This is a genomic window from Rhodanobacter sp. KK11, assembly GCF_033345435.1.
Lineage (GTDB): Bacteria > Pseudomonadota > Gammaproteobacteria > Xanthomonadales > Rhodanobacteraceae > Rhodanobacter.
The window spans coordinates 889,576-915,211 of the sequence record NZ_JAWPMI010000001.1 but is presented as its reverse complement, the minus strand read 5'-3'; the positions used below and the strand labels follow the sequence as shown (position 1 = coordinate 915,211).

General features: G+C 64.1%; 35 protein-coding genes. 1 reads left to right on the top strand and 34 read right to left on the bottom strand.

The annotated features are described in order from the left end of the window. Positions 1–19 precede the first annotated feature (19 nt). The 3 genes from R5H19_RS04045 to rplQ form a co-directional block, all read right to left on the bottom strand. Positions 20–1,390 carry a 3-deoxy-7-phosphoheptulonate synthase class II gene (locus R5H19_RS04045; protein ID WP_318157671.1) on the bottom strand — a complete coding sequence of 457 codons (1,371 nt, stop codon included), beginning with the start codon at positions 1,388–1,390 and terminating at the stop codon, positions 20–22. 29 nt (positions 1,391–1,419) lie between these two features. Continuing rightward, positions 1,420–1,923 (bottom strand): disulfide bond formation protein B, encoded by a 504-nt coding sequence (locus R5H19_RS04040; protein ID WP_318157670.1) that lies wholly within the window; start codon positions 1,921–1,923, stop codon positions 1,420–1,422. A gap of 188 nt (positions 1,924–2,111) precedes the next feature. Further along, complete coding sequence (gene rplQ, locus R5H19_RS04035) at positions 2,112–2,495, bottom strand: 50S ribosomal protein L17 (protein WP_108473269.1); 384 nt, start codon at positions 2,493–2,495, stop codon at positions 2,112–2,114. On the opposite strand from rplQ, the gene R5H19_RS04030 reads away from it, so the two are divergent. Beyond that, on the top strand, positions 2,494–2,730 hold the full coding sequence (locus R5H19_RS04030) for a hypothetical protein (RefSeq protein WP_318157669.1): 237 nt from the start codon (positions 2,494–2,496) through the stop codon (positions 2,728–2,730). The two genes, rplQ and R5H19_RS04030, sit on opposite strands and share 2 nt — an antisense overlap. An 80-nt stretch (positions 2,731–2,810) precedes the next feature. Here R5H19_RS04030 and rpoA read toward each other — a convergent pair whose 3' ends face one another. The 31 genes from rpoA to rpoC form a co-directional block, all read right to left on the bottom strand. After that, on the bottom strand, positions 2,811–3,809 hold the full coding sequence (gene rpoA / locus R5H19_RS04025; protein ID WP_007513388.1) for a DNA-directed RNA polymerase subunit alpha: 999 nt from the start codon (positions 3,807–3,809) through the stop codon (positions 2,811–2,813). A 17-nt stretch (positions 3,810–3,826) separates the two neighbouring features. Continuing rightward, the gene (gene rpsD, locus R5H19_RS04020; RefSeq protein WP_318157668.1) at positions 3,827–4,453 is read right to left on the bottom strand and encodes a 30S ribosomal protein S4; all 627 of its coding nucleotides are present in this window, start codon (positions 4,451–4,453) and stop codon (positions 3,827–3,829) included. Positions 4,454–4,530: 77 nt separating this feature from the next. Continuing rightward, the gene (gene rpsK / locus R5H19_RS04015; RefSeq protein WP_007513384.1) at positions 4,531–4,917 is read right to left on the bottom strand and encodes a 30S ribosomal protein S11; all 387 of its coding nucleotides are present in this window, start codon (positions 4,915–4,917) and stop codon (positions 4,531–4,533) included. Positions 4,918–4,933: 16 nt separating this feature from the next. Next, positions 4,934–5,290: a 30S ribosomal protein S13 gene (gene rpsM / locus R5H19_RS04010; RefSeq protein ID WP_008435464.1), complete on the bottom strand. Its 357-nt coding sequence runs from the start codon at positions 5,288–5,290 to the stop codon at positions 4,934–4,936. A gap of 134 nt (positions 5,291–5,424) precedes the next feature. Then, entirely contained in the window at positions 5,425–6,747 is a 1,323-nt protein-coding gene (gene secY, locus R5H19_RS04005; protein WP_318157667.1) for a preprotein translocase subunit SecY, read from the bottom strand. Positions 6,748–6,751: 4 nt separating this feature from the next. Beyond that, a complete protein-coding gene (gene rplO, locus R5H19_RS04000) occupies positions 6,752–7,183 on the bottom strand; it encodes a 50S ribosomal protein L15 (protein ID WP_318157666.1) in 432 nt (143 codons plus the stop codon). 5 nt (positions 7,184–7,188) lie between these two features. Beyond that, positions 7,189–7,386, bottom strand: coding sequence for a 50S ribosomal protein L30 (gene rpmD / locus R5H19_RS03995; protein WP_114341274.1), 198 nt, complete (start codon positions 7,384–7,386; stop codon positions 7,189–7,191). Continuing rightward, positions 7,379–7,888, bottom strand: coding sequence for a 30S ribosomal protein S5 (gene rpsE / locus R5H19_RS03990; RefSeq protein ID WP_056387080.1), 510 nt, complete (start codon positions 7,886–7,888; stop codon positions 7,379–7,381). The genes rpmD and rpsE overlap by 8 nt, the downstream gene beginning before the upstream one ends. A 106-nt stretch (positions 7,889–7,994) precedes the next feature. Then, complete coding sequence (gene rplR, locus R5H19_RS03985; RefSeq protein ID WP_318157665.1) at positions 7,995–8,354, bottom strand: 50S ribosomal protein L18; 360 nt, start codon at positions 8,352–8,354, stop codon at positions 7,995–7,997. A 97-nt stretch (positions 8,355–8,451) separates the two neighbouring features. After that, on the bottom strand, positions 8,452–8,979 hold the full coding sequence (rplF, locus tag R5H19_RS03980) for a 50S ribosomal protein L6 (RefSeq protein WP_318157664.1): 528 nt from the start codon (positions 8,977–8,979) through the stop codon (positions 8,452–8,454). 11 nt (positions 8,980–8,990) lie between these two features. Further along, positions 8,991–9,386, bottom strand: coding sequence for a 30S ribosomal protein S8 (gene rpsH, locus R5H19_RS03975; RefSeq protein WP_318157663.1), 396 nt, complete (start codon positions 9,384–9,386; stop codon positions 8,991–8,993). Positions 9,387–9,606: 220 nt separating this feature from the next. Continuing rightward, on the bottom strand, positions 9,607–9,912 hold the full coding sequence (gene rpsN, locus R5H19_RS03970) for a 30S ribosomal protein S14 (RefSeq protein WP_318157662.1): 306 nt from the start codon (positions 9,910–9,912) through the stop codon (positions 9,607–9,609). 18 nt (positions 9,913–9,930) lie between these two features. After that, complete coding sequence (rplE, locus tag R5H19_RS03965; protein ID WP_318157661.1) at positions 9,931–10,470, bottom strand: 50S ribosomal protein L5; 540 nt, start codon at positions 10,468–10,470, stop codon at positions 9,931–9,933. A gap of 12 nt (positions 10,471–10,482) precedes the next feature. Then, positions 10,483–10,797 carry a 50S ribosomal protein L24 gene (gene rplX / locus R5H19_RS03960; protein WP_318157660.1) on the bottom strand — a complete coding sequence of 105 codons (315 nt, stop codon included), beginning with the start codon at positions 10,795–10,797 and terminating at the stop codon, positions 10,483–10,485. 14 nt (positions 10,798–10,811) lie between these two features. Then, positions 10,812–11,180 carry a 50S ribosomal protein L14 gene (gene rplN / locus R5H19_RS03955; RefSeq protein ID WP_007513359.1) on the bottom strand — a complete coding sequence of 123 codons (369 nt, stop codon included), beginning with the start codon at positions 11,178–11,180 and terminating at the stop codon, positions 10,812–10,814. Between the two features lie 14 nt (positions 11,181–11,194). Beyond that, entirely contained in the window at positions 11,195–11,455 is a 261-nt protein-coding gene (gene rpsQ / locus R5H19_RS03950) for a 30S ribosomal protein S17 (protein WP_318157659.1), read from the bottom strand. A 12-nt stretch (positions 11,456–11,467) separates the two neighbouring features. Further along, positions 11,468–11,653, bottom strand: coding sequence for a 50S ribosomal protein L29 (rpmC, locus tag R5H19_RS03945; RefSeq protein WP_318157658.1), 186 nt, complete (start codon positions 11,651–11,653; stop codon positions 11,468–11,470). Then, positions 11,653–12,066, bottom strand: a complete 414-nt coding sequence (gene rplP / locus R5H19_RS03940) for a 50S ribosomal protein L16 (protein WP_108473258.1) — start codon at positions 12,064–12,066, stop codon at positions 11,653–11,655. The genes rpmC and rplP overlap by 1 nt, the downstream gene beginning before the upstream one ends. An 11-nt stretch (positions 12,067–12,077) precedes the next feature. Next, positions 12,078–12,833: a 30S ribosomal protein S3 gene (gene rpsC, locus R5H19_RS03935; RefSeq protein WP_318157657.1), complete on the bottom strand. Its 756-nt coding sequence runs from the start codon at positions 12,831–12,833 to the stop codon at positions 12,078–12,080. Positions 12,834–12,848: 15 nt separating this feature from the next. After that, on the bottom strand, positions 12,849–13,184 hold the full coding sequence (rplV, locus tag R5H19_RS03930) for a 50S ribosomal protein L22 (RefSeq protein ID WP_007082179.1): 336 nt from the start codon (positions 13,182–13,184) through the stop codon (positions 12,849–12,851). Then, the gene (gene rpsS, locus R5H19_RS03925) at positions 13,184–13,456 is read right to left on the bottom strand and encodes a 30S ribosomal protein S19 (protein ID WP_007513347.1); all 273 of its coding nucleotides are present in this window, start codon (positions 13,454–13,456) and stop codon (positions 13,184–13,186) included. The genes rplV and rpsS overlap by 1 nt, the downstream gene beginning before the upstream one ends. A gap of 12 nt (positions 13,457–13,468) precedes the next feature. Further along, on the bottom strand, positions 13,469–14,293 hold the full coding sequence (gene rplB / locus R5H19_RS03920) for a 50S ribosomal protein L2 (protein WP_114341282.1): 825 nt from the start codon (positions 14,291–14,293) through the stop codon (positions 13,469–13,471). A 17-nt stretch (positions 14,294–14,310) separates the two neighbouring features. After that, the gene (rplW, locus tag R5H19_RS03915; protein WP_318157656.1) at positions 14,311–14,604 is read right to left on the bottom strand and encodes a 50S ribosomal protein L23; all 294 of its coding nucleotides are present in this window, start codon (positions 14,602–14,604) and stop codon (positions 14,311–14,313) included. Next, positions 14,601–15,203, bottom strand: a complete 603-nt coding sequence (gene rplD, locus R5H19_RS03910; RefSeq protein ID WP_318157655.1) for a 50S ribosomal protein L4 — start codon at positions 15,201–15,203, stop codon at positions 14,601–14,603. The genes rplW and rplD overlap by 4 nt, the downstream gene beginning before the upstream one ends. An 11-nt stretch (positions 15,204–15,214) precedes the next feature. Then, a complete protein-coding gene (gene rplC, locus R5H19_RS03905) occupies positions 15,215–15,856 on the bottom strand; it encodes a 50S ribosomal protein L3 (protein WP_318158151.1) in 642 nt (213 codons plus the stop codon). Between the two features lie 20 nt (positions 15,857–15,876). Then, complete coding sequence (gene rpsJ, locus R5H19_RS03900; protein ID WP_318157654.1) at positions 15,877–16,188, bottom strand: 30S ribosomal protein S10; 312 nt, start codon at positions 16,186–16,188, stop codon at positions 15,877–15,879. Positions 16,189–16,639: 451 nt separating this feature from the next. Then, a complete protein-coding gene (gene tuf, locus R5H19_RS03895; protein WP_318157645.1) occupies positions 16,640–17,830 on the bottom strand; it encodes an elongation factor Tu in 1,191 nt (396 codons plus the stop codon). Positions 17,831–17,952: 122 nt separating this feature from the next. Continuing rightward, a complete protein-coding gene (gene fusA / locus R5H19_RS03890; protein ID WP_318157653.1) occupies positions 17,953–20,082 on the bottom strand; it encodes an elongation factor G in 2,130 nt (709 codons plus the stop codon). Between the two features lie 181 nt (positions 20,083–20,263). After that, the gene (gene rpsG, locus R5H19_RS03885; protein WP_007514548.1) at positions 20,264–20,731 is read right to left on the bottom strand and encodes a 30S ribosomal protein S7; all 468 of its coding nucleotides are present in this window, start codon (positions 20,729–20,731) and stop codon (positions 20,264–20,266) included. A 69-nt stretch (positions 20,732–20,800) separates the two neighbouring features. Continuing rightward, positions 20,801–21,175 (bottom strand): 30S ribosomal protein S12, encoded by a 375-nt coding sequence (rpsL, locus tag R5H19_RS03880; RefSeq protein ID WP_007083021.1) that lies wholly within the window; start codon positions 21,173–21,175, stop codon positions 20,801–20,803. 177 nt (positions 21,176–21,352) lie between these two features. Continuing rightward, the gene (gene rpoC / locus R5H19_RS03875; protein ID WP_318157652.1) at positions 21,353–25,567 is read right to left on the bottom strand and encodes a DNA-directed RNA polymerase subunit beta'; all 4,215 of its coding nucleotides are present in this window, start codon (positions 25,565–25,567) and stop codon (positions 21,353–21,355) included. Positions 25,568–25,636: the final 69 nt, after the last annotated feature.

Here is a 25,636-nt window from a genome sequence, read left to right as displayed (position 1 = left end):
GAACGCGCCGCCGAGTGCGTCAACCGTGCCCGTTGACCGACTTGCGCACGATCAGCATGGCCAGCTCCAGCGATTGCTCGTAGTTCAGGCGCGGATCGACCATCGACTTGTAGGCGCGCGCAAGATCGGCCTCGGTGAGGCCGCGCGCGCCACCGACGCACTCGGTGACGTCCTCACCGGTCAGCTCCAGGTGCACGCCACCCAGCCGCGTGCCGGCGGCGGCGTGGATGTCGAAAGCCTGCTCCAGCTCGCCGCGGATGTTCTTGAAGCGGCGGGTCTTGTAGCCGTTCGAGGTGCTTTCGGTGTTGCCGTGCATCGGGTCGGCCACCCACAGCACGCGCCGGCCCTCACGCCTCACCGCCTCCAGCAGCGGCGGCAGCGCCTGCGCGATCTGTGCGTGGCCCATGCGGTGGATCAGAGTCAGCCGGCCTGGCTCGTCGTCCGGGTTCAGCGCATCGATCAGCGGCAGCAACTGGTCCGGCGTCACCGAGGGACCGACCTTCACCGCCACCGGGTTGCGGATGCCGCGGAAATATTCCACGTGCGCACCATCCAACGCGGCGGTGCGCATGCCGATCCACGGGAAGTGGGTGGACAGGTTGAACCAGCCGGGATGGCGCGGCACCTGGCGGGTCAGCGCCTGTTCGTAGTGCAGCAGCAGCGCTTCGTGCGAGGTGAAGAAATCCACCTTGGAGAAGCCGGCGATCGGGCCGGCCAGGGTTTCCATGAAGCGCAGCGAGTCGCCGATGGCGGCGACCATCTGGCGGTATTCGGCGGCCAATGGCGAATGCTCGACCCAGGCCAGGTCCCAGTATTCCGGATGGTGCAGATCGGCGAAGCCACCATCGATCAGCGCGCGCACGAAGTTCATCGTCAGCGCGGAATGCGCATGCGCCCGGATCATCCGCTGCGGATCGGGACGGCGCGCAGCGGCGGTGAACTCCGGACCGTTGACCAGGTCACCGCGGAAGCTGGGCAGGCACACGCCGTCACGGGTCTCATGATCGGCCGAGCGCGGCTTGGCGTACTGCCCGGCGAAACGACCGACGCGCAGCACCGGCTTCTTCAGCCCGTGCACCAGCACCAGGCTCATCTGCAGCAGCACCTTCAGCCGGTTGGAGATCACCGGGCTGGTGCAGTCGGCGAAGCTCTCCGCGCAGTCGCCGCCCTGCAGCAGGAAACGCCCGCCCTGCTGCGCTTCGGCCAGCGCCTGCTTCAGCGCCAGCACCTCCCACGAGGTCACCAGCGGCGGCAGCTGGGCAAGGTGGGCGCCGGCGGCAGCCAGCTCGTCCGCATCGTCGTAATGCGGCTGCTGCAACGCCACGCGTCGCTGCCACGAGTCGGGCGCCCAGTCGGCGGGTGCGCGGAAATCGGACACGGCTGGATTCATCGCACGACCCTGGGTGGCAACGGGAACGCTCACTTCGCAAGGGCCCGGCGTCGCGCTGCCACAATCGCCAGCACGGCCAACGCGACGAACCACAACAGCGTCCAGGCCGGCATCGGCAGGCCGAGGATCGGCTCGACCTTGGCACACTCACCCGAGCCGGTGAACACCAGCTTCAGCATCTTGGAGAACGGGAACGCATCCAGCATGTAGCCCAGGCCGGGGCCGCAGGAAGGCACCTGGTCGGCCGGCAGGCTCTGCAGCCAGAGGTGACGGCCGGCGGTGACGATGCCGCCCGTCGCGCCGGCCAGCACCAGCCCGGCATAGGCCCAGCGACCATTGCCACGCGGCGCGTGCAGGCCGCCCAGCAGGAAGAACACCGCCATGAACAGGAACGCGATGCGCTGGAAGATGCACAGCGGGCACGGTGTCATGCCCAGCCCATACTCGGCGTACAGCGCAAAGCCGAGCAGGCCCACGCAGATCAGGAAGCCGACGAGGAAACTGACACGGTACGACCAGCGGAATGGATTCATGATGGATTGCTGCGTTGCGGAATCCGTGACATTACCGCTTCGCCGAGACGCTGTCAGCAGGCAAACGGCATCCAGGAGATCTACCCGGGCGGGCACAATCCACATACGCGAAAACCCGGCAGGTCGCCCGGCCGGGTTTCGTGTCTGGACGCCTGAACGCCGCGCCTGATCGGCCACGGCCGACCGCCTTACTCGGCGTCGACGGCCTCGACCTGCGGGCGACCGACCAGTTCGACGTACGCCATTGGCGCGTTGTCGCCGTCGCGGAAACCGCACTTCAGGATGCGCAGGTAGCCACCGGGACGCTCCTTGTAGCGCGGGCCCAGCTCGACGAACAGCTTGCCCACCGCTTCCTTGTCGCGCAGGCGCGAGAAGGCAAGGCGGCGATTGGCCACGCCATCGGTCTTGGCCAGCGTGATCAGCGGCTCGGCCACGCGGCGAAGTTCCTTCGCCTTCGGCAGGGTGGTGCGGATCAGCTCGTGCTTGAACAGCGACGAAGCCATGTTCTTGAACATCGCCTCGCGGTGGCTGCTGGTCCGGTTGAACTTGCGTCCGGATTTCATGTGGCGCATGACGAAACTCTCTCTGGTCTGTTGTTATGAAAAGCCGGCACCTGTGTCCGGCTTCCCGCGGTTGCCCGCTGATGAAGCCCTTGTTGATACGGGCTTTTTTAAGAGCGCGGCCATGGATGGCCGCTTCTGGTGTTCGGAAAACAACGCAAGATATGCGCTCGCCGAACGTACATGGCGCAGCGATCAAGGACGATCGCAAAAAAATTGCGCCGCGGCCATGGACGGCCGCCGATAGACTTCTGAAACACTGGAACGGCTGCCTTGACGACAACCGTTCCAACTGCGGCGATCACGGATGATCGCACAGGCAACTCATCAGCCCAGCTGCATGCCGTGCGACAGCCCCGGCGGCGGCCAGTTCTCCAGCTTCATGCCGAGCGCGAGGCCACGGCCGCCCAGCACGTCCTTGATCTCGGTGAGCGACTTCTTGCCCAGGTTCGGCGTCTTCAGCAGCTCGACCTCGGTCTTCTGCACCAGGTCGCCGATGTAGTAGATGCTCTCAGCCTTCAGGCAGTTCGCCGAACGCACGGTGAGCTCCAGGTCGTCGATCGGGCGCAGCAGCAGCGGATCGAAACCGCTCTTCTCCGCCTTGTCGGTGGCGCTCTCGCGGCGCGAGAAATCGCCGAACACCGACAGCTGATCATTGATGATCTCGGCCGCCTTGCGCACCGCGTCCTCGGCACCGATGGTGCCGTTGGTCTCGATGTCCAGCACCAGCTTGTCGAGGTTGGTGCGCTGCTCGACGCGAGCGGCATCCACTTCGTAAGCCACGCGCAGCACCGGTGCGAACGATGCGTCCAGTTGCAGGCGACCAATCGGACGCGCCTCGTCGTCCGGATGCTGGCGCGCGCTGGCCGGCTGGTAGCCGACGCCGCGGCGCACCTTCAGGCGCATGTTGAGCGCGATGTCCTTGGTCAGATGGCAGATCACGTGCTCGGGGTTGATGATCTCCACCGAGTGGTCGACGACGATATCGCCGGCCGTGACCACGCCCTTGCCCTTCTTGGACAGGGTCAGGGTGACCTCGTCGCCGCTGTGCTGACGGATCGCCACGTCCTTGAGGTTCAGCAGGACTTCGATCACGTCCTCCTGCAGGCCTTCCAGGGTGGTGTACTCGTGCAGCACGCCATCGATTTCGACCTCGACGATGGCGCTGCCGGGGATCGAGGAGAGCAGCACGCGACGCAGCGCGTTGCCCAGGGTATGGCCAAAGCCACGCTCGAGCGGCTCGACCACGACCTTGGCACGGTTGGCCCCGAGCTGTTCGACGCTGAGGCCACGCGGCCGCAGTACGCTAGTTGACGAAACTGCCATGCAGAGCTCCGGTAAAATTACTTCGAGTAAAGCTCGACGATCAGGGCTTCATTGATGTCGGACGGCAGATCGCCACGATCCGGCACCGACTTGAACGTACCTTCGAACTTCTTGCTGTCGACTTCGACCCAACCCGGACGCAGGTCCATGGTGTCGAACACGGTCGCCGCTTCCTGCACACGCAGCTGGCTGCGGGCGCGCTCGGTCAGTGCGACCGCGTCACCTGGACGCACCTGGTACGAAGGGATGTTCACCTTCTTGCCGTTCACCAGGATCGCCTTGTGGGCCACCAACTGGCGGGCCTGGGCGCGGGTGACCGCAAAGCCCATGCGGTAGACAACGTTGTCCAGGCGGCTCTCGAGCAGACGCAGCAGATTCTCGCCGGTGTTGCCCTTGAGGGTGGTCGCCTTGGTGTAGTAGTTGCCGAACTGGCGCTCGAGCACGCCGTAGATGCGCTTGACCTTCTGCTTCTCGCGCAACTGCACGGCGTAGTCGGACATGCGCATGCGCTTGTTGGCGCCGTGCTGGCCGGGCTTGTTCTCAAGCTTGCACTTGGAGTCGAGCGCGCGGGCCGGGCTCTTGAGGCTCAGGTCAGCGCCTTCGCGGCGGGCGAGCTTGCAGGTAGCTCCACGATAACGTGCCATGGGTAGTCTCTTTTTTTGAATAGTCCGGCCAAGGAAGGCCGGTTCTTGATTCGCGCGATCAGGGATGATCGCAAAAATCACACTCGACGCTTCTTGGGGGGACGGCAGCCGTTATGCGGAATCGGCGTGACATCGATGATGTTGAGCACCTTGTAGCCCAACGCGTTCAGCGAACGCACCGCCGACTCGCGGCCCGGGCCCGGGCCCTTGATGCGCACTTCCACCGTCTTCACGCCGTAGTCGCCTGCGGCGCGACCGGCCTTCTCGGCGGCCACCTGCGCGGCGAACGGGGTCGACTTGCGCGAGCCGCGGAAACCGGCGCCGCCGGCGGTCGCCCACGACAGGGCATTGCCCTGGCGATCGGTGATGGTGACGATGGTGTTGTTGAAGGAGGCCTGCACGTGGGCCACGGCATCCGTGACAACGCGCTTGATCTTCTTCTTGGTCTTGACAGGCTTGGCCATGTTCGGAATCCGTTACTTACTTCTTGATGGCGCGACGCGGGCCCTTGCGGGTGCGTGCGTTGGTACGCGTGCGCTGGCCGCGCACCGGCAGGCCGCGACGATGACGCAGGCCGCGGTAGCAGCCCAGGTCCATCAGGCGCTTGATGGCCATGCCCACCTCGCGGCGCAGATCGCCTTCGACGGTGTACTTGGCGATTTCGTGGCGGAGCTTCTCCACCTCGCCTTCACTGAGGGACTTGATCTGGGTGGTGGGAACCACGCCAGCATCCACACAGACCTTCTTGGCCCGGCTGCGGCCGATACCGTAAATGCTCTGCAGACCGACCCAGACATGCTTCTGGACCGGCAAATTGACACCCGCGATGCGCGCCATGATGTACTTTCTCCGATGCGTTTCTTGCGCGGCAAACGCGCAATTCTAACCTGAATTACCCTGACTGGAAAGCCCTGCGGCACCAAGGTGCCGCCAGCTCCCGACTTCGACCGATCCCGCTCGCCCAGCAGCCACTAGTTGCGACGGAGATTGGCCTTCTTGAGCAGACTTTCGTACTGGTGACTGACCAGATGCGCCTGCACCTGCGCCGTGAAGTCCATCACCACCACCACCACGATCAGCAACGACGTGCCGCCGAAATAGAACGGTACGTGCCACGCGCTCTGCATGAACGACGGCACCAGGCAGACCAGCACCAGATACAGTGCGCCAACACCGGTCAGGCGCGTCATCACCGCATCGATGTAGTTGGCTGTGGCCTTGCCGGGGCGGATGCCGGGAATCAGCGCGCCCGAGCGCTTGAGGTTGTCGGCGGTCTCGTCGGCGTTGAACACGATCGCCGTGTAGAAGAACGCAAAACCGATCACCATCACCGAGAAGATGGTTTCGTATAGCGGATTACCCGGACTCAGCGCCTGGGTCAGGTCCTGCAGCCAGCGCGACTGCTGGCCAGTGGTGAACCAGCTCACCGCGGTCGCCGGGAACATCAGCAGGCTCGAGGCGAAGATCGGCGGAATCACGCCCGACATGTTGATCTTCAGCGGCAGGCTGGAGCTCTGGTTCATGTAGGCTTTCTGGCCGCCGGAGCGCCGCGCGTAGTTCACCGTGATGCGCCGCTGGGCGCGCTCCATGAACACCACGAACGCGGTCACGCCCAGTGCCAGGGCAAACACCATCAGCAGCTTGATCAGCGAGAGCTCGCCGTTGCTGGCCATGCCCAAGGTATGCACCACTGCACCCGGCAAGCCGGCGACGATACCAGCGAAGATCAGCAGCGAGATGCCGTTGCCGATACCGCGCTCGGTCATCTGCTCGCCCAGCCACATCAGGAACATGGTGCCGGCGGTGAGCCCTACCACGGACGAAAAGATGAAGCCGAACCCGGGCGTGTAGACCACCGGCGCTCCGCCGGCAGCCACCTGCCCCTGCAACGCCACCGCGATGCCGAACGACTGGAACGCCGCCAGCGCCACCGTGGCATAGCGCGTATACATCGTCATCTTGCGCTTGCCGGCCTCGCCTTCCTTGCGCAGGCTCTGCAGGCTCGGCACCACCGCGCCCATCATCTGGAACACGATCGACGCCGAGATGTACGGGATCACGCCCAGCGCGAACACCGAGAAGCGCTCCAGCGCGCCGCCCGAGAACATGTTGAACATGTCCATCAGGCCGTTGCCGTTGACCAGGTTGGTCATCGCCTCCGGATTGACGCCCGGAACCGGGATGAACGAACCGAGCCGGAACACCACCAGCGCACCGATCACGAAGAAGATGCGCTGGCGCAGCTCCGTCAGCTTGCCGAGCTTGCCGAGTGCATTGCCCTTGGCTGCTGCCACCTGATTACTCCACGCTGCCGCCGGCAGCCTCGATGGCTGCCTTGGCGCCGGCGGTAGCCAGCAGGCCGGACAACTTCACCGCGCGACCGATCTCGCCCTTGAGCACCACCTTGACCTTTTTCGCGCGGCTGTTGATCAGGCCAGCCTGATGCAGCGCCACGACGTCGATCACGTCGCCCTTGAGGGCGGCCAGCTGGTACAGGAACACTTCCTGGCTCTCGGCCTGCTTCTTCGAGCGGAAGCCGACCTTCGGCAACCGGCGCTGCAGCGGCATCTGGCCGCCCTCGAAGCCGTACTTGTGGGTGCCGCCCGCACGGGCGTGCTGACCCTTGTGGCCGCGACCGGCGGTCTTGCCCAGGCCCGAGCCGATGCCGCGACCGACGCGCAGGCGCGTCTTGCGGGAACCGGCGGCCGGCTTGATGTTGTTCAGACGCATGATGCTTACTCCTCGACCCGAACCAGGTAGTAGACCGTGTTGATCAGGCCACGGACCTGCGGGCTGTCCTTCAGTTCACGGACGTCGTTGGTCTTGTTCAGACCCAACGCCTTCACGCTGAGGCGATGGCGGGCCTGCACGCCGCGCAGCCCCTTGACCAGGCGCACGCGCACGGTAGCGGCGGTTTCGTTCTTCTTAGCCATTGCCCAGCACCTCTTCCAGGGTCTTGCCACGCTTGGCGGCGATCTTCTTGGGCGAGGCGACCGCCTGCAGACCCTTGATTGTGGCGCGCACCAGGTTGATCGGGTTGCGCGAGCCGACCGCCTTGGCCAGCACGTTCTTCACGCCGACCACTTCGAGCACGGCGCGCATGGCGCCGCCGGCGATCACGCCGGTACCCTCGGAAGCCGGCTGCATGTACACGCGGGCCGCACCATGGTTCGCCTTCACGGCATACCACAGGGTGCCGTTGTTCAATTCGATGTTCACCATCTGGCGGCGGGCACGCTCCATCGCCTTGGAGATGGCCACCGGCACTTCGCGCGCCTTGCCATAGCCGAAGCCAACCTTGCCCTCGCCGTCACCGACCACGGTCAGTGCGGTGAAGCTCATCTGGCGGCCACCCTTGACGGTCTTGGCCACACGGTTGACGGCAATCAGCTTTTCCAGCAGGCCGTCGGAATTTTCGCGATCGGTAGAAGACATGTTCTTTTCCATGTGCCCGACGAGCCGGGACTTCGTTTGCGGCGATGCCGCTTGGAGTTGTAGGTGACGCAATGGAAATCAGGGCATGCCCTGACCCGGGTGTTGCTCAGAACTGCAGACCGGCCTCGCGAGCCGCATCGGCCAGCGCCTTGATGCGGCCGTGGTAGCGGAAGCCGGAACGGTCGAACGCGACCGATTCGATGCCCGCGGCCTTCGCGCGCTCGGCGACGGCCTTGCCCACCGCAGCAGCGGCAGCCAGGTTCTTGGTGCCCTTCAGGCCTTCGGCCACCGACTTCTGCACGGTGGAGGCAGCCGCCACCACGTTCTTGCCGGAGGCGTCGAACACCTGCGCATAGATGTGCTGGCCGGTGCGGTGCACCGACAGGCGGGCCACGGCCAGCTTGCGGATGCGGGCGCGGGTGGACTTGGCTCGACGCAGGCGGTTTTCGTTCTTGTTCATCGTCATGTTTCCTTGAAAGCGGATCGGCTTGGGATGACTGTCATCTGCTCTTGGTGAAGAGTCCGGCCATGGATGGCCGGTCTTTCGCGCAGGGGCAGCGCACTTAAGCCTTCTTGGCTTCCTTCAGGGTGATCTTCTCGCCGGCGTAGCGCACGCCCTTGCCCTTGTACGGCTCGGGCGGACGCAAGCCGCGAATCTTGGCCGCAACCTGGCCCACCGCCTGCTTGTCCGCGCCCTTGATCAGGACCTCGGTCTGCGTCGGGGTTTCGATGCTGATGCCTTCCGGCGCATCGAACACCACCGGATGGGAAAAGCCCAGGCTCAGGTTCAGCGACTTGCCCTGCATGGCGACGCGATAGCCGACACCGACCAGCTCAAGCTTGCGCTCGTAGCCGGTGGAGACACCGGTGATCATGTTGGCCAGCAGCGCGCGGGCGGTACCGGCGAACTTGTCGTCGGCGCCTTCGACGAGGCCGATGTTCACCACGCCACTGTCCACGGCGACGGTGACGCCCGGCAGCTGGTGCACGGACAGCGTGCCCTTCGGGCCCTTCACGGAGATGCTGTCGTTGCCGACAGTCAGCTCGACACCCTTGGGCAGGGAAATGGGTTGTTTGGCAACACGTGACATCGACAGACTCCTTATGCCACTTGGCCGATGACTTCGCCGCCCAGGCCCTTGGCACGGGCCTGCGCATCGGTCAGCAGACCGGCGGAAGTCGAGATGATCGAGATACCCAGGCCACCGAGGACCTTCGGCAACTCGTCCTTGCCGCGATACACGCGCAGGCCGGAGCGGCTAACACGGGAAATGCGCTCGATGGCCGGCTGGCCCTCGAAATACTTGAGCTTGATCTCGAGCACCGGCTTGCCTTCCTCGGTGGAAGTCTTGGCGTCGAGGATGTAGCCCTCGTTCTTGAGGAGGTTGGCGATCGCCAACTTCAGTTTCGACGACGGCATACGCACGGTCGGCTTGCCCATGGCCTGGGCATTGCGGACGCGCGTGAACAGATCGGCGATGGGATCAGTCATGCTCATGAAAACATCCTTCAGAGTGCACCGATATCCGATAAAACCGGAAATCAATCAGATTGTGAGCTGACACGGACGCCAGCCTGCCTTGCGCAGACCGCCGACTATAGCAGCATTTTCAGGTTTTGGCGAACAGCGATACGGTAGTCGTATCCACCGGCCGCGTGTCGACGCGACCGGGTGAACCAGCGACGGGCCCTGCCCGCCGGCCGGTCCTGCAAACGGATTACCAGCTGGCCTTGCGCAGGCCGGGTACGTCGCCGCGCATGGTCGCTTCACGCAACTTGTTGCGGCCCAGGCCGAACTTGACGTAGACGGCGCGCGGACGACCGGTCAGCGCGCAGCGGGTGCGCTGACGCACCGGGCTGGCATCGCGCGGCAGCTTCTGCAGCTTGGACTGGGCCGCCATCTTCTCCTCGTAGGAGGCGCTGGGGCTCAGCACGATCGCCTTCAGCTCGGCACGCTTGGCGGCGAACTTCCGGGCGAGTTTGGTCCGCTTGATGTCGCGGTTGACCATCGAGGTCTTTGCCATGGATATCTCTCGCGTCTATCAGTTGCGGAACGGGAAGCTGAACGCGGCCAGCAAGGCCTTCGCTTCTTCGTCGGTCTTGGCGGTGGTGGTGATGGAGATGTCCATGCCACGCAGCGCATCAACCTGGTCGAAGTCGATCTCAGGGAAAATGATCTGTTCCTTGATGCCGAAGTTGTAGTTGCCGCGGCCATCGAAGGCCTTGCCCGAAACACCGCGGAAGTCGCGCACGCGCGGCAACGAGATGTTGATCAGGCGGTCGAGGAACTCGAACATCTGCGCGCGACGCAAGGTGACCTTGCAGCCGATCGGCCAGCCGTCGCGGATCTTGAACGAGGCCACGGAAACGCGCGCCTTGGTCGTGATCGGCTTCTGGCCGGAGATCTTGGCCATGTCGGCCACGGCGTTCTCGAGCACCTTCTTGTTGCCCGCAGCTTCGCCCACGCCCATGTTCAGCGTGATCTTGGTGATGCGGGGGACCTGCATCACGTTCTGGTAGCCGAACTGCTCGGTGAGCTTCGGCACTACCTGCTCTTTGTAGATTTTTTCAAGGCGGGTCATGGTCGTGATTCCTTACGCGTCCACCACCTCGCCAGTCGAACGGAACACGCGGACCTTGCGCCCATCTGCGAGCGTCTTGGTGCCGACGCGTTCACCCTTGTTCGTGGCGGGGTTGAACAGCTGCACATTGGAGAGATGGATCGAGGCTTCACGCTCGACGATACCGCCGGCCTGGTTGGCCTGGGGATTCGGCTTGGTGTGGCGTTTGACCAGATTCACGTTGGAGACGAACACGCGGTCGCCTGCAACACGCAGCACGTCGCCGCGCTGACCCTTGTTCTTGCCGGTGATCACCAGGACCTGATCACCCTTGCGGATACGGTTCATTGTCTTGACTCCGCTCAGAGCACTTCGGGCGCAAGCGAGACGATCTTCATGAACTTCTCGCTGCGCAGCTCGCGGGTGACCGGCCCGAAGATACGGGTGCCGATCGGCTCGAGCTTGTTGTTGAGGAGGACCGCTGCATTGCCGTCGAAACGGATCAGCGAGCCATCGGGACGACGCACGCCCTTGGCGGTACGCACCACCACGGCATTGTAAACCTCGCCCTTCTTCACCTTGCCGCGAGGGATCGCATCCTTCACGGTGACCTTGATCACGTCGCCGATCGCGGCGTAACGGCGCTTGGAGCCGCCGAGCACCTTGATGCACATCAGTTCCTTCGCGCCGCTGTTGTCCGCCGCGGAGAGCGTGCTTTGCATCTGGATCATGTCTGCACCCTCCCTTAGACGTTGGCGCGCGTGATGATTTCAACCACGCGGTGATGTTTGGTCTTGGACAACGGACGGCACTCCGCGATGCGCACGAGGTCGCCCTCGTTCGCACCCAGGTCGTCCTGCGCGTGCAGCTTGGTCGACCGGCGAATGGTCTTGCCGAGCAGCCAATGCTGTTCCTGGCGCTCGACCAGCACGGTGACCGTCTTGTCCATCTTGTTGCTGGTAACGCGGCCCTCGAGGGTGCGCGTCTGCTTCTTGTTGTCGCTCATGTCGGCCGTCCCTTACTTCTTGCCGCCGAGCACGAACTTCGTGCGGGCGATGTCACGCCGAACGCGGCGGAGCTGGTGCGGCTGAGTGAGCTGGCCGGACCCCTTCTGCATGCGCAGATTGAACTGCTCCTTGCGCAGGTCCAGCAGATGCTGCTGCAGCTCTTCGGCCGACTGGTTCTTGATATCTTTGATGGCCATCACATCACCGCCCGGGTCACGAACTGGGTCTGCACCGAGAGCTTGGCGGCGGCCAGGCGGAACGCCTCGCGCGCCGTCGGCTCGTCGACGCCCTCGATTTCATAGAGCATGCGGCCGGGCTGGATCGGGGCGACCCAGAACTCGACGCCGCCCTTGCCCGCGCCCATGCGCACTTCGATCGGCTTCTTGGTGATCGGCTTGTCCGGGAACACGCGGATCCACAGCTTGCCGCCGCGCTTGACGAAGCGGGTGATGCAACGACGGGCTGCCTCGATCTGGCGCGCCGTGAGCGCACCATGTGTGGTCGCCTTCAGGCCGTACTCGCCAAAGCTGACGAGATTGGAGCACTGGGCCAGGCCGTCGTTGCGGCCCTTGAACTGCTTGCGGTATTTGGTTCGCTTGGGTTGCAACATGGCAACTCTCCTTACTTCGCCGACCGCTCGCGACGGCCTTCGCCATCACGACGCGGTTCACGGTCACGACGGCCCTCGCCACCTTCGCGGCGCGACGGCGCGGCCGATTCGTCCTTCGACTCCTGGCCAATCTGGGCCAGGTCGAAGATCTCGCCCTTGTTGACCCACACCTTGATGCCGATGATGCCGTAGGTGGTGCTCGCCTCGGCGAAGCCGTAGTCGATGTCGGCGCGCAGTGTATGCAGTGGTACACGACCTTCGCGGGCCCATTCGGAACGGGCGATCTCGGCACCGTTCAAACGGCCGGACACGTTGATCTTGATGCCCAGCGCACCCAGGCGCATCGCGTTGCCGACCGAGCGCTTCATGGCGCGGCGGAACATGATGCGGCGCTCCAGCTGCTGCGCGATCGACTCCGCCACCAGCTGCGCGTCCAGCTCGGGCTTGCGCACTTCGCTGACGTTGATGTGCGTCGGAACGCCCATCATGTCGCTGACTTCCTTGCGCAGCTTCTCGATGTCCTCACCCTTCTTGCCGATCACCACGCCAGGGCGGGCGGTGTGGATCGTCACGCGCGCGGTCTTGGCCGGGCGCTCGATCTGGATCTTCGAGATGCCGGCGGCAGCCAGCTTCTTCTTCAGCATGTCGCGGACCTTGATGTCGGCCACGAGATACTTGGCGTAATCGCCCTTGTTGGCGAACCACTTCGCGTTCCAGTCCTTGGCAATGCCGAGGCGGATACCGGTGGGATGAACTTTATGACCCATCGTCTATATCCTCAGTCAGTTGCCGACAACCACAGTGATGTGGCTGGTACGTTTCAGGATGCGCGAACCACGGCCCTTGGCACGGGCGTACATGCGCTTCATCGCCGGACCTTCGTCGACGAAGATGCTGGACACCTTCAACTCGTCGACGTCCGCGCCGAGGTTGTTCTCGGCGTTGGCGACGGCTGACAGCAGCACCTTGCGGACAAGGTGCGCGGCCTTCTTGTTGGTGTAGGTGAGCACGTCGCTGGCCCGGCCCACGGGAAGACCGCGAACCAGATCAGCCACCAGGCGTGCCTTTTGCGCCGAGATGCGGGCGCCGCGCAGGATCGCTTTGGCTTCAGTGCTCATCACTTGCCCTTCTTGTCGCCGACATGGCCTTTGAACGTACGGGTCACCGCGAACTCGCCGAGCTTGTGCCCGACCATGTTCTCGTTGATCAGGACGGGCACGTGCTGGCGGCCGTTGTGGATGGCAATGGTCAAGCCGACCATTTCCGGCAGGATCATCGAGCGACGCGACCAGGTCTTGATCGGACGCTTGTTGTGGGCGGAAACCGCAGCTTCCACCTTCTTCGCGAGGTGAAGGTCGACGAACGGACCTTTCTTCAAAGAGCGAGGCATGTCGGCTTCCTGTTACTTGGTACGACGACGCACGATGAACTGCTGCGTGCGCTTGTTGTTGCGGGTCTTGTAACCCTTGGCCGGCGTGCCCCACGGGCTGACCGGATGACGACCGCCGGAAGTCTTGCCTTCGCCACCACCGTGCGGATGGTCGACCGGGTTCATCACCACGCCGCGAACGGTCGGGCGAATACCCACCCAGCGCTTGGCGCCGGCCTTACCGAGCTTCTTCAGGCTGTGCTCGCCGTTGCCGACCTCACCGATGGTGGCGCGACAATCGACCGAGACGCGACGCATCTCGCCGGAGCGCAGACGCAGCGTGGCATAACCGGACTCGCGCGCCACCAGCTGAACCGAGGCGCCGGCGCTGCGGGCGATCTGCGCGCCCTTGCCGGGGCGCAGTTCGATGCAATGAATGGTGCTGCCCATCGGGATGTTGCGCAACTGCAGGCAGTTGCCGGCCTTGATCGGCGCGTCGCGCCCGGACACCAGGCGATCGTCCACCTGCACGCCCTTCGGCGCGATGATGTAACGACGCTCGCCGTCGGCGTAGCACAGCAGCGCGATATGCGCGGTACGGTTCGGATCGTACTCGATGCGCTCGACGCGGGCGGCGATGCCTTCCTTGTCGCGCTTGAAGTCGATGATGCGGTAATGCTGCTTGTGACCGCCGCCACGATGACGCGTGGTGATGCGGCCGTGGTGGTTGCGACCGCCGGTCTTGGACTGCGACTCGGTCAACGCCGCGTACGGCGCGCCCTTGTACAGGCCTTCCGTGCGGACGCTCACCGCGTCACGGCGGCCCGGCGAGGTCGGCTTGTGGTTGATTAGTGCCATCTCACAGAACTCCTGGCTCAGGCCTTGGCGGACACGTCGATGGTCTGGCCATCGGCAAGACGCACATAGGCCTTGCGCTTGCCCTGGCGGCTGCCAGCGCGGAAACGGAAGGACTTGACCTTGCCCTTGGTGTTGACGAGGTTCACCTGCTCGACTTTCACGTCGAACATTTTCTCCACGGCAGCACGGACATCGGCCTTGGTCGCCGCAGGGGCGACCACGAATACGTACTGGTTGTGCTCGGCCAGACGCGCCGATTTCTCGGAAATGTGCGGCGTGCGCAGCGTGTCGAGAATGCGTTCGTTGTTCATGCCAGCCACTCCTCGACCTTCTTCACGGCGTCAACCGTCATCACCACATGGTCGGATCCGACCAGGCTGACGGGATTCAGACCCATCACGTCCAGCACGTGGATGTAGGGGATGTTCCGCGCGGCCAGGAAAACCGACTCGGAAGCGTCTTCCGACACCAGCAGCACGCGACCGGAAACCTCCAGCTCGGCCAACTTGGCCACCATCGTCTTGGTTTTCGGCGTATCGACACCGAGACTCTCGACCACCTTCAGGCGGCCCTGGCGGACCAGCTCGGAGAAGATCGAGCGAATCGCGACGCGATAGGCCTTGCGGTTGACCTTCTGCTCGTAGCTACGCGGCTTGGCGGCGAACGTGACACCACCACCGACGAAGATCGGCGCACGGTAGTCACCGTGACGGGCGCCACCGCCCTTCTGCTTCTTGAACTTCTTGGTGGTACCGGACATCTCGCCGCGCGACAGCTGCGCCTTGGTACCGGCACGACCGGCCGCCTGGTAGGCAACCACAACCTGATGGACCAGGGCCTTCTTGTACTCACCGCCGAACACTTCGTCCGACACGTTGAGCGGCTTGGCGCCAATGACATTCAATTCCATGGCGTCTCTCCTCAACCCTTGGTCGTCGGACGGATGATGACGTCGCCGCCGGTAGCACCGGGGACCGCACCCTTCACCGCGATCAGGTGGCGCTCGGCGTCGACCTTGACCACTTCCAGACCCTGCTGGGTGCGATTCACGTTGCCCATCTGACCGGCCATCTTCTTGCCCGGGAACACGCGACCCGGCGTCTGACGCTGGCCGATCGAGCCCGGCGCACGATGCGACAGCGAGTTGCCGTGCGTGGCGTCGCCCATCTTGAAGTTCCAGCGCTTGATCGTGCCCTGGAAGCCCTTGCCCTTCGACACGCCGGCGACATCGACGATCTGACCGACGGAAAACACGTCGTCGGCCTTGATCTCGGTACCCACGGTGTACTTGCCGAGGTCGTCGGCAGACACGCGGAACTCCCACAAACCACGACCTGGCTCGACCTTGGCCTTCGCGTAATGGCCCTTCAGCGGCTGCGTCAGCAGGTTCGCGCGCTTGCTGCCCGCGGAAACCTGGACGGCGCTGTAGCCATCGTTGTCATCCGTCTTCACCTGAGTCACGCGGTTCGGCGTCGCTTCAATCAGCGTCACCGGAATCGAGCGGCCATCTTCAGTGAAGAGACGGCTCATGCCGCACTTGCGGCCAACCAATCCGATACTCATCTTCGTATCCTGTCTGTCGCTCAACCGAGCTTGATCTGGACATCGACGCCAGCGGCGAGATCAAGCTTCATGAGCGCGTCCACGGTCTTGTCGTTCGGGTCGACGATGTCGAGCACGCGCTTGTGGGTACGGGTCTCGTACTGGTCGCGTGCATCCTTGTCGACGTGCGGCGACGTCAGAATGGTGTACCGCTCGACCTTGGTCGGGAGCGGAATCGGGCCGAGCACCGTGGCGCCCGTGCGCTTCGCCGTCTCGACGATCTCGCTGGCCGAGCGGTCGATCAGCCGGTGATCGTATGCCTTCAGCCGAATCCGAATCTTCTGGTTCGCCATAAACCGTGTCCTGTTGTCGAAAGAACGTCATGTGAAACGAAGCGGCTTCTCACCGCTCCGCACTACCTTTTGCCACCACTTCGGCGCCGCCCGATGCATGGCGCGGCTTCCTTGAAAAACACCAGGCGAGCGTTGGTCAGCTCGCCTGGCGCAGTCCGGATCTCGCGCAAAAAGACGTGTCGACAGGGCCACCCTGTGATCACGTCGACTTGCGAGGGCCGTTCCACGGCCAGCGAACTCGAAGCGCATCCTGCGCCTCATTTCGCGGTTGGTCGTACGGAAAAACTTCCGCCCGACAAGTGAGCTGCGAAGTATACCTGCTAATTTCCCCTTAGGGAAGCGGCAAGGCAGTGAATCCAGACACACCCTGCTCCGCCCGTCGTCACCCGTCCTTCGGACCGGACCAACGACGGAAGCCATCCCGGCAGCGGAGCTGCCGGGATGGCGGGTTTTACTTGATGACCTTGGCCACCACGCCGGCGCCGACGGTGCGGCCGCCCTCGCGGATCGCGAAGCGCAGGCCTTCGTCCATCGCGATCGGGTGGATCAGCTCCACCGTCATCTTCACGTTGTCGCCCGGCATCACCATCTCCACGCCTTCCGGCAGCGTCACCGCACCGGTCACGTCGGTGGTGCGGAAGTAGAACTGCGGACGGTAGCCCTTGAAGAACGGCGTGTGACGGCCACCCTCGTCCTTCGACAGCACGTACACCTCGGCCTCGAAGTTCGTGTGCGGCGTGATCGTGCCCGGCTTGGCCAGCACCTGGCCGCGCTCCACGTCGTCACGCTTCAGACCGCGCAGCAGCAGACCGGCGTTGTCGCCCGCCTGACCCTGGTCCAGCAGCTTGCGGAACATCTCCACGCCCGTCACCGTGGTCTTCTGCGTGTCGCGGATGCCCACCACCTCGATTTCGTCGCCCACCTTGATCACGCCGCGCTCGATACGGCCGGTCACCACCGTGCCGCGACCCGAGATCGAGAACACGTCTTCCACCGGCATCAGGAACGGCTTGTCGATCGTGCGCACCGGCTCCGGAATGTAGCTGTCCAGCGCGTCCACCAGCTGGATGATCGACGGCACGCCGATCTCGCTCTGGTCGCCTTCCAGCGCCTTCAGTGCCGAACCCTTGATGATCGGCGTGTCGTCGCCCGGGAAGTCGTACTTGGAGAGCAGTTCGCGCACCTCCATCTCGACCAGCTCCAGCAGCTCGGCGTCGTCCACCATGTCCGCCTTGTTCAGGAACACCACGATGTACGGCACGCCCACCTGGCGCGACAGCAGGATGTGCTCGCGCGTCTGCGGCATCGGGCCGTCCGCCGCCGAGCACACCAGGATCGCACCGTCCATCTGCGCCGCACCCGTGATCATGTTCTTCACGTAGTCGGCGTGACCCGGGCAGTCCACGTGCGCGTAGTGGCGCTTCGGCGACTCGTACTCCACGTGCGACGTCGAGATCGTGATGCCACGCGCCTTCTCTTCCGGCGCCATGTCGATCGCGTCGTAGGCCTTGAACTCGCCACCAAAACGCTCCGCCCCGACCTTCGTCAGCGCCGCCGTCAGCGTCGTCTTGCCGTGATCCACGTGACCAATCGTGCCGACGTTGACGTGCGGCTTGGTGCGTTCGAATTTACCCTTTGCCATGACTCAAACCTCTGAGAGAACTTATTTGACGATACGCCCACGAATGGCCGCTTCTTTTGAGATTGCGGCCATGAATGGCCGCTTCCTGATCGTTACCGTCGCGATCAGGAAGATCGCACAAGTTATGCCTTCTTTATGACCTGCTCGGCGATATTGTTCGGCGCCTCGGCGTAGTGGTCGAATTCCATCGTGAAGGTGGCGCGGCCCTGGGTCAGCGAACGAATCGTCGTCGCGTAACCGAACATCTCGCCCAGCGGCACGAACGCGTCGATGGTCTTGCCCGACGGCGTGTCTTCCTGGCCGCGCAGGATGCCGCGACGGCGGCTCATGTCGCCCATCACGTCGCCCACGTAGTCTTCCGGCGTCACCACCTCGACCTTCATGATCGGTTCGAGCAGCACCGGGGAAGCCTTGGCGAAGCCTTGCTTGAACGCCATCGAGGCGGCCAGCTTGAACGCCATTTCGGACGAGTCGACGTCGTGGTAGGAGCCGAACACCAGCTTCACCTTGACCCCCACCACCGGGAAGCCCGCCAGCGGACCGCTGGTGATGGTTTCGCGCAAACCCTTCTCGACCGAGGGAATGAACTCCTTCGGAATCACGCCACCGGTGATTTCGTTGAGGAACAGGAAATCGTCCTTGATCAGCGGGGCCAGCTTCTCGTCGGCACGATCGGCATCGCTGATCGGCGACAGCTCGATCACCACGTGACCGTACTGGCCCTTGCCGCCGGACTGCTTGGCGTGCTTGTAGTCGGACTTCACGTCGCTGCTGCGGATCGTCTCGCGGTAGGCCACCTGCGGCTTGCCGACGTTGGCCTCCACGTTGAACTCGCGCTTCATGCGGTCAACCAGGATGTCCAGGTGCAACTCGCCCATGCCCGAAATGATGGTCTGGCCCGATTCCTCGTCGGTACGCACGCGGAACGACGGATCCTCCGCGGCAAGGCGGCTCAGCGCGACACCCATCTTCTCCTGATCGGACTTGGTCTTGGGCTCCACCGCCATCGAGATCACCGGTTCCGGGAACGTCATGCGCTCCAGGGTGATGACGTGATCCTGCGCGCACAGCGTGTCGCCGGTCGTCACGTCCTTCAGGCCGACCGCGGCTGCGATGTCGCCCGCGCGGACTTCCTTCAGTTCATGACGATCGTTCGCATGCATCTGCAGGATGCGACCGACGCGCTCCTTCTTCGACTTCACCGGGTTGTAGACCGAATCGCCGGCATTCAACACGCCCGAGTAGACACGGAAGAAGGTCAGCGAGCCGACGAACGGGTCGGTCATGATCTTGAACGCGAGCGCGGAGAACGGGGCCGTGTCGCTGGCCTCGCGATGCGCTTCCTTTTCGTTCTCGTCCACGCCACCCACCGGCGGGCGATCCTTCGGCGACGGCAGCAGATGCACCACCGCGTCCAGCATGGCCTGCACGCCCTTGTTCTTGAAGGCGGTACCGCAGTAGACCGGGATGATCTCGTTGGCCAGCGTGCGCTGACGCAGGCCCGCGATGATCTCGTCCTCGGAAAGCGCGCTCCCCTCGAGGTACTTGTTCATCAGCTCTTCGCTGGCTTCGGCGGCCGACTCGACCATGAAGCTGTGCGCCTCATTCGCCTTGTCGACGAGATTGGCCGGGATGTCCTGGTACTCGAACTTCATGCCCTGGGACGCCATGTCCCAGATGATCGCCTTCATCTTGAGCAGATCGATCACGCCTTCGAAGCCGTCCTCAGCGCCGATCGGCACCACCATCGGCACCGGATGCGCACCCAGGCGCGACTTCAGCTGGTCGACCACCTTGTCGAAGTTGGCGCCGGTGCGGTCCATCTTGTTGATGAACGCAAGGCGCGGCACCTTGTACTTGTTGGCCTGGCGCCACACGGTCTCGGACTGCGGCTGCACGCCGCCGACGGCGCACAGCACGAACACCGCGCCATCGAGCACGCGCAAGCTGCGCTCCACCTCGATGGTGAAGTCCACGTGTCCCGGGGTGTCGATGATGTTGAAGCGATGCTGGTCCATCGAGCCATCCATGCCCTTCCAGAACGCCGTGGTGGCGGCGGAGGTGATGGTGATGCCGCGCTCCTGCTCCTGCTCCATCCAGTCCATCGTGGCCGAACCCTCATGGGTTTCGCCCAGCTTGTGGTTGACGCCGGTATAGAACAGGATGCGCTCCGTGGTCGTGGTTTTGCCCGCATCGATGTGGGCCATGATGCCGAAGTTGCGGTAGCGCTCGATAGGAGTGGTGCGTGCCATGGATGTATACCTTTGCCGGACAACCTGTCCTGATTAGCGCAACCATCCGGGTCGCGTTTCGTTTGAGGACCCGCCCAGTGCGGCGAGATGCCCTTGCCGCCAGCTGGGGCGGTCCGGGCCGAGCTCCGCCAGGCGTGGCGGATAGTCCTGGCTGTCAGGATGACGGCCAGGACAAAGCCGCTTACCAGCGGTAGTGCGAGAAGGCCTTGTTGGCTTCCGCCATGCGGTGCGTTTCTTCACGCTTCTTGGCGGCACCACCGCGGCTCTCCGAAGCTTCCAGCAGTTCGGCAGCCAGCTTGCGCGGCATCGAGGTCTCGCCGCGCTTGCGCGCCGCGTCGATGACCCAGCGCATGGCCAGCGCCATGCGTCGACCCGGACGCACTTCGACCGGCACCTGGTAGGTGGCGCCGCCGACACGACGGGACTTCACCTCGACCGCCGGGGCGATGTTGTTCAGTGCCTTCTCGACCAGGGCCACCGGCTCGGCGTTCTTCTCGCCGATGTGCTGCAACGCGCCGTAGACGATGCTTTCAGCGACCGACTTCTTGCCACTCTTCATCACCATGTTGATGAAGCGGGCGATCAGCTGGCTGCCGTGCTTGGGATCGGGCAGAACCAGACGGGCGGGATGTGAACCTTTACGCGACATGTTTGTTGTCCGTTATTTTGGCGGACATTCCTGCCCGCTTGAAAAGCGGCCAGCAAAGGCCGCATGACATTATTTCTTCGGGCGCTTGGCGCCGTACTTCGAGCGCGACTGGCGGCGCTTGGTGACGCCGGCGCAGTCGAGGCTGCCGCGCACCGTGTGGTAACGCACGCCAGGCAGATCCTTGACGCGGCCGCCACGGATCAGCACCACCGAGTGCTCCTGCAGGTTGTGACCCTCGCCGCCGATGTAGCTGATGACCTCGAAGCCGTTGGTCAGGCGCACCTTGGCTACCTTGCGCAGGGCCGAGTTCGGCTTTTTCGGAGTGGTCGTGTAGACGCGTGTGCAGACGCCGCGACGCTGCGGACTGCTCTGCAGGGCCGGTGACCCGCTCTTGTAGGTCTTGGGGCTGCGGTTTTTGCGCACCAACTGGTTGACTGTCGTCATGCGAAGCTGTTCCTGAAAACATAAAGGCAGCCCGAATAAGCTCGGTCTGCCAAGAAGCGGGAATTTAACATGAGCGGCCTGCCATAGGCAAGCCAACGCCCAGCCGTCCTGGACCCGAACACGAGGTGCATCCCTGCACCTCATTTCGTATGTCAGCGAGCAATACCCTGAACGGGCTTACTCGACACCGTTTTCACTACCGGCCGGAGCCTCGGCGAACGAGACTGCGGACGTGGAACCGGAAAGAGTCTCCAGTTCCGTGGCGGTCAAACCGCCCTGGCGGCGACGCGATGCGTGGTACGCCAGACCCGTGCCTGCCGGAATAAGACGGCCGACAATAACATTTTCCTTCAGCCCACGCAAGGTATCGCGCGTGCCACGCACCGCCGCTTCGGTAAGGACGCGGGTGGTTTCCTGGAACGAGGCTGCCGAGATGAACGACTCGGTGGCCAGCGACGCCTTGGTGATGCCCAGCAGCACCGACTGGTACTCGGCCGGACGCTCGCCCTTGGCGACCGCGCGCTCGTTCTCGCCGTTGATCCGCACGCGCTCGACCTGCTCGCCGCGCAGATAGTGGCTCTCGCCCGGTTCGACGATCTCGACCTTGCGCAGCATCTGGCGAATGATCGCCTCGATGTGCTTGTCATTGATCTTAACGCCCTGCAGGCGGTACACGTCCTGGATCTCCTTGACCAGGTAGGTGGCCAGCGGCTCCACGCCGAGCAGGCGCAGGATGTCGTGCGGATTCGGCTCGCCGTCGACGACGGTCTCGCCCTTCTCCACATGCTCGCCTTCGAACACGATGACCTGGCGCCACTTGGGAATCAGCTCCTCGTGCTCGTTGCCGTCGGCGTCCTTGATGATCAGGCGCTGCTTGCCCTTGGTGTCCTTGCCGAAGCTGACGATGCCGGAGCGCTCGGCCAGGATCGCCGGCTCCTTCGGCTTGCGCGCCTCGAACAGGTCGGCCACGCGCGGCAGACCGCCGGTGATGTCGCGGGTCTTGGAGGTTTCCTGCGGGATGCGCGCGATGACGTCGCCCACGCCCACTTCGGCACCGTTCTGGATCGACACGATCGCGCCGGCCGGCAGGAAGTACTGCGCAGCGATGTCGGTGCCCGGCAACTTCAGCTCGCGGCCCTTGGCGTCTTCCAGGCGCACGATCGGACGCAGGTCCTTCGCCTGCGCGCCGCGACGCTTCGGATCGGTGACCACCGCCGACTCCAGGCCGGTCAGCTCGTCGGTCTGGCTCTGCACGGTGACGCCATCGAGGAAATCGATGAAGCGCACCACGCCGGCCACCTCGGTGACGATCGGATGGGTATGCGGATCCCAGTTCGCCACGGTCTGGCCCGGCTTGACCGGCGCGCCATCCTTGACCGCGATGACGGCGCCGTACGGCACCTTGTAGCGCTCGCGCTCGCGACCACTGGAATCGATCACGCTCAGCTCGCCCGAACGCGACACCGCAACCAGATGGCCGGACTTGTGCTGCACCGACTTCAGGTTGTTGAACTTCAGCGAACCGGTGGTCTTCACCGTTACGTTGTCCACTGCCGCCGCTCGCGAAGCCGCGCCGCCGATGTGGAACGTACGCATGGTCAGCTGGGTGCCGGGCTCGCCGATCGACTGCGCGGCGACCACGCCCACGGCCTCGCCCATGTTGACCAGGTGGCCACGGGCCAGGTCGCGGCCGTAGCACAGCTTGCACACGCCATGGACGGCCTCGCAGGTGATCGGCGAGCGTACCTTGACGATCTGCACGCCGGCCTTGTCGAGCTTCTCGACCAGCGCCTCGTTGAGCAGGGTGTCGCGGGTGACGATCGGGCGGTCGTCGTCGCCGGGGGCGTAGACGTCCTCGACCACCACGCGGCCCAGCACGCGGTCGCGCAACGGCTCGACCACGTCGCCGCCTTCGACGATCGGCTGCATGGTGATGCCGTCTTCGGTGCCGCAGTCGTCCATGGTGATGACCACGTCCTGCGCCACGTCGACCAGGCGACGGGTCAGGTAACCGGAGTTGGCGGTCTTCAGCGCCGTGTCCGCCAAGCCCTTGCGGGCGCCGTGGGTGGAGTTGAAGTACTGCAGCACGTTCAGGCCTTCGCGGAAGTTGGCCTTGATCGGGGTCTCGATGATCGAGCCGTCCGGGCGCGCCATCAGGCCGCGCATGCCGGCCAGCTGGCGGATCTGCGCCACCGAGCCGCGCGCGCCGGAGTCGGCCATGATGTACAGCGAGTTCATCGACTTCTGGCTGACCGTGTTGCCCTCGGCGTCGACCACCTTCTCGGTGCCGATGCCGTCGATCATCGCCTTGGCCACCTGCTCGCTGGTGCGCGACCAGATGTCGACCACCTTGTTGTAGCGCTCGCCGGCGGTGACCAGGCCCGACTGGTACTGCTGCTGGATCTCGACGACTTCCTTTTCGGCCTCGTCGAGAATGGTCTTCTTCTCGCCCGGGATCAGCATGTCGTCAATGCCGATCGAGATGCCCGCGCGCGTGGCGAACCGGTAGCCGGTGTACATCAGCTTGTCGGCGAACACCACGGTTTCCTTCAGGCCCAGCCGGCGGTAGCTGGAGTTGATCAGGCGCGAGATGTTCTTCTTGGTCAGCTCGGTGTTGGCCAGTTCGAACGGCAGGCCTTCCGGCAGAATCTCGGCCAGCAGCGCGCGGCCCACGGTGGTCTCGACCAGCCTGGTCTCGCTGCTGCGCGTGCCGTCCTCGCCGATATGTACCTGCTTCAGGCGTACCTTGACCTTGGCATGCAGCTCTGCCGCACGGTTGTCGTAGGCACGACGAGCTTCGGCGATGCCGGAGAACACCATGCCGGTGCCCTTGGCGTTGATCAGCTCGCGGGTCATGTAGTACAGGCCCAGCACCACGTCCTGGGTCGGCACGATGATCGGCTCGCCGTTGGCGGGCGACAGGATGTTGTTGGACGACATCATCAGCGTGCGCGCTTCCAGCTGCGCCTCGATCGACAGCGGCACGTGCACGGCCATCTGGTCGCCGTCGAAGTCGGCGTTGAACGCGGTACAGACCAGCGGGTGCAGCTGGATCGCCTTGCCCTCGATCAGCTTCGGCTCGAACGCCTGGATGCCGAGACGGTGCAGCGTCGGCGCGCGGTTCAGCAGCACCGGATGCTCGCGGATCACCTCTTCGAGGATGTCCCAGACCTGGCCTTCCTCGCGCTCGACCAGCTTCTTCGCCGCCTTGATGGTGGTGGCTTCGCCACGCGCCTGCAGCTTGGCGAAGATGAACGGCTTGAACAGTTCCAACGCCATCTTCTTCGGCAGGCCGCACTGGTGCAGGCGCAGCGTCGGGCCGACCACGATCACCGAACGGCCGGAATAGTCCACGCGCTTGCCGAGCAGGTTCTGGCGGAAGCGGCCCTGCTTGCCCTTGATCATGTCGGCGAGCGACTTCAGCGCGCGCTTGTTGGTGCCGGTGATGGCCCGGCCGCGGCGGCCGTTGTCGAGCAGCGCATCGACCGACTCCTGCAGCATGCGCTTCTCGTTGCGCACGATGATGTCCGGCGCGTTGAGTTCGAGCAGCCGCTTCAGGCGGTTGTTGCGGTTGATCACGCGGCGGTACAGGTCGTTCAGGTCGGAGGTGGCGAAGCGGCCACCGTCCAGCGGCACCAGCGGACGCAGATCCGGCGGCAGCACGGGAAGGACGGTCAGCACCATCCACTCCGGCTTGTTGCCGGATTCGAGGAACGCCTCGATCAGCTTCACGCGCTTGGTCAAGCGCTTGAGCTTGGTCTCGGAATTGGTCGAGGCAATCTCTTCCTTCAGACGGATCACTTCGCCCGGCAGGTCGAGCGACTTCAGCAGGTGGAACACCGCCTCGGCGCCCATCCGTGCATCGAACTCGTCGCCGTGTTCTTCGGTCGCTTCCAGGTACTGGTCTTCGCTGAGCAGCTGGCCGCGCTCCAGCGCGGTCATGCCCGGATCGATCACCACGAAGGCCTCGAAGTACAGGATGCGCTCGATGTCGCGCAGCGTCATGTCCAGCATCAGGCCGATGCGCGAAGGCAGCGACTTGAGGAACCAGATGTGCGCGGTCGGGCTGGCCAGTTCGATGTGGCCCATGCGCTCGCGGCGCACCTTGGCCAGCGTCACTTCGGTGCCGCACTTCTCGCACACCACGCCGCGGTGCTTCATGCGCTTGTACTTGCCGCACAGGCACTCGTAGTCCTTCACCGGACCGAAGATGGCGGCGCAGAACAGGCCGTCACGCTCCGGCTTGAAGGTGCGGTAATTGATCGTTTCCGGCTTCTTCACTTCGCCGTACGACCACGAGCGGATCAGCTCCGGCGAAGCGAGCGCGATCTTGATCGCGTCGAAATCCGGCGTCGCACGCTGCTGATTGAACAGATTGAGCAGGTCTTTCATTTGAATCTCCGATCGGAGCAAATTCTTGGGCGGGCCAGGGGTCAAACGGGCTGGGCCGGGGACTCGGAA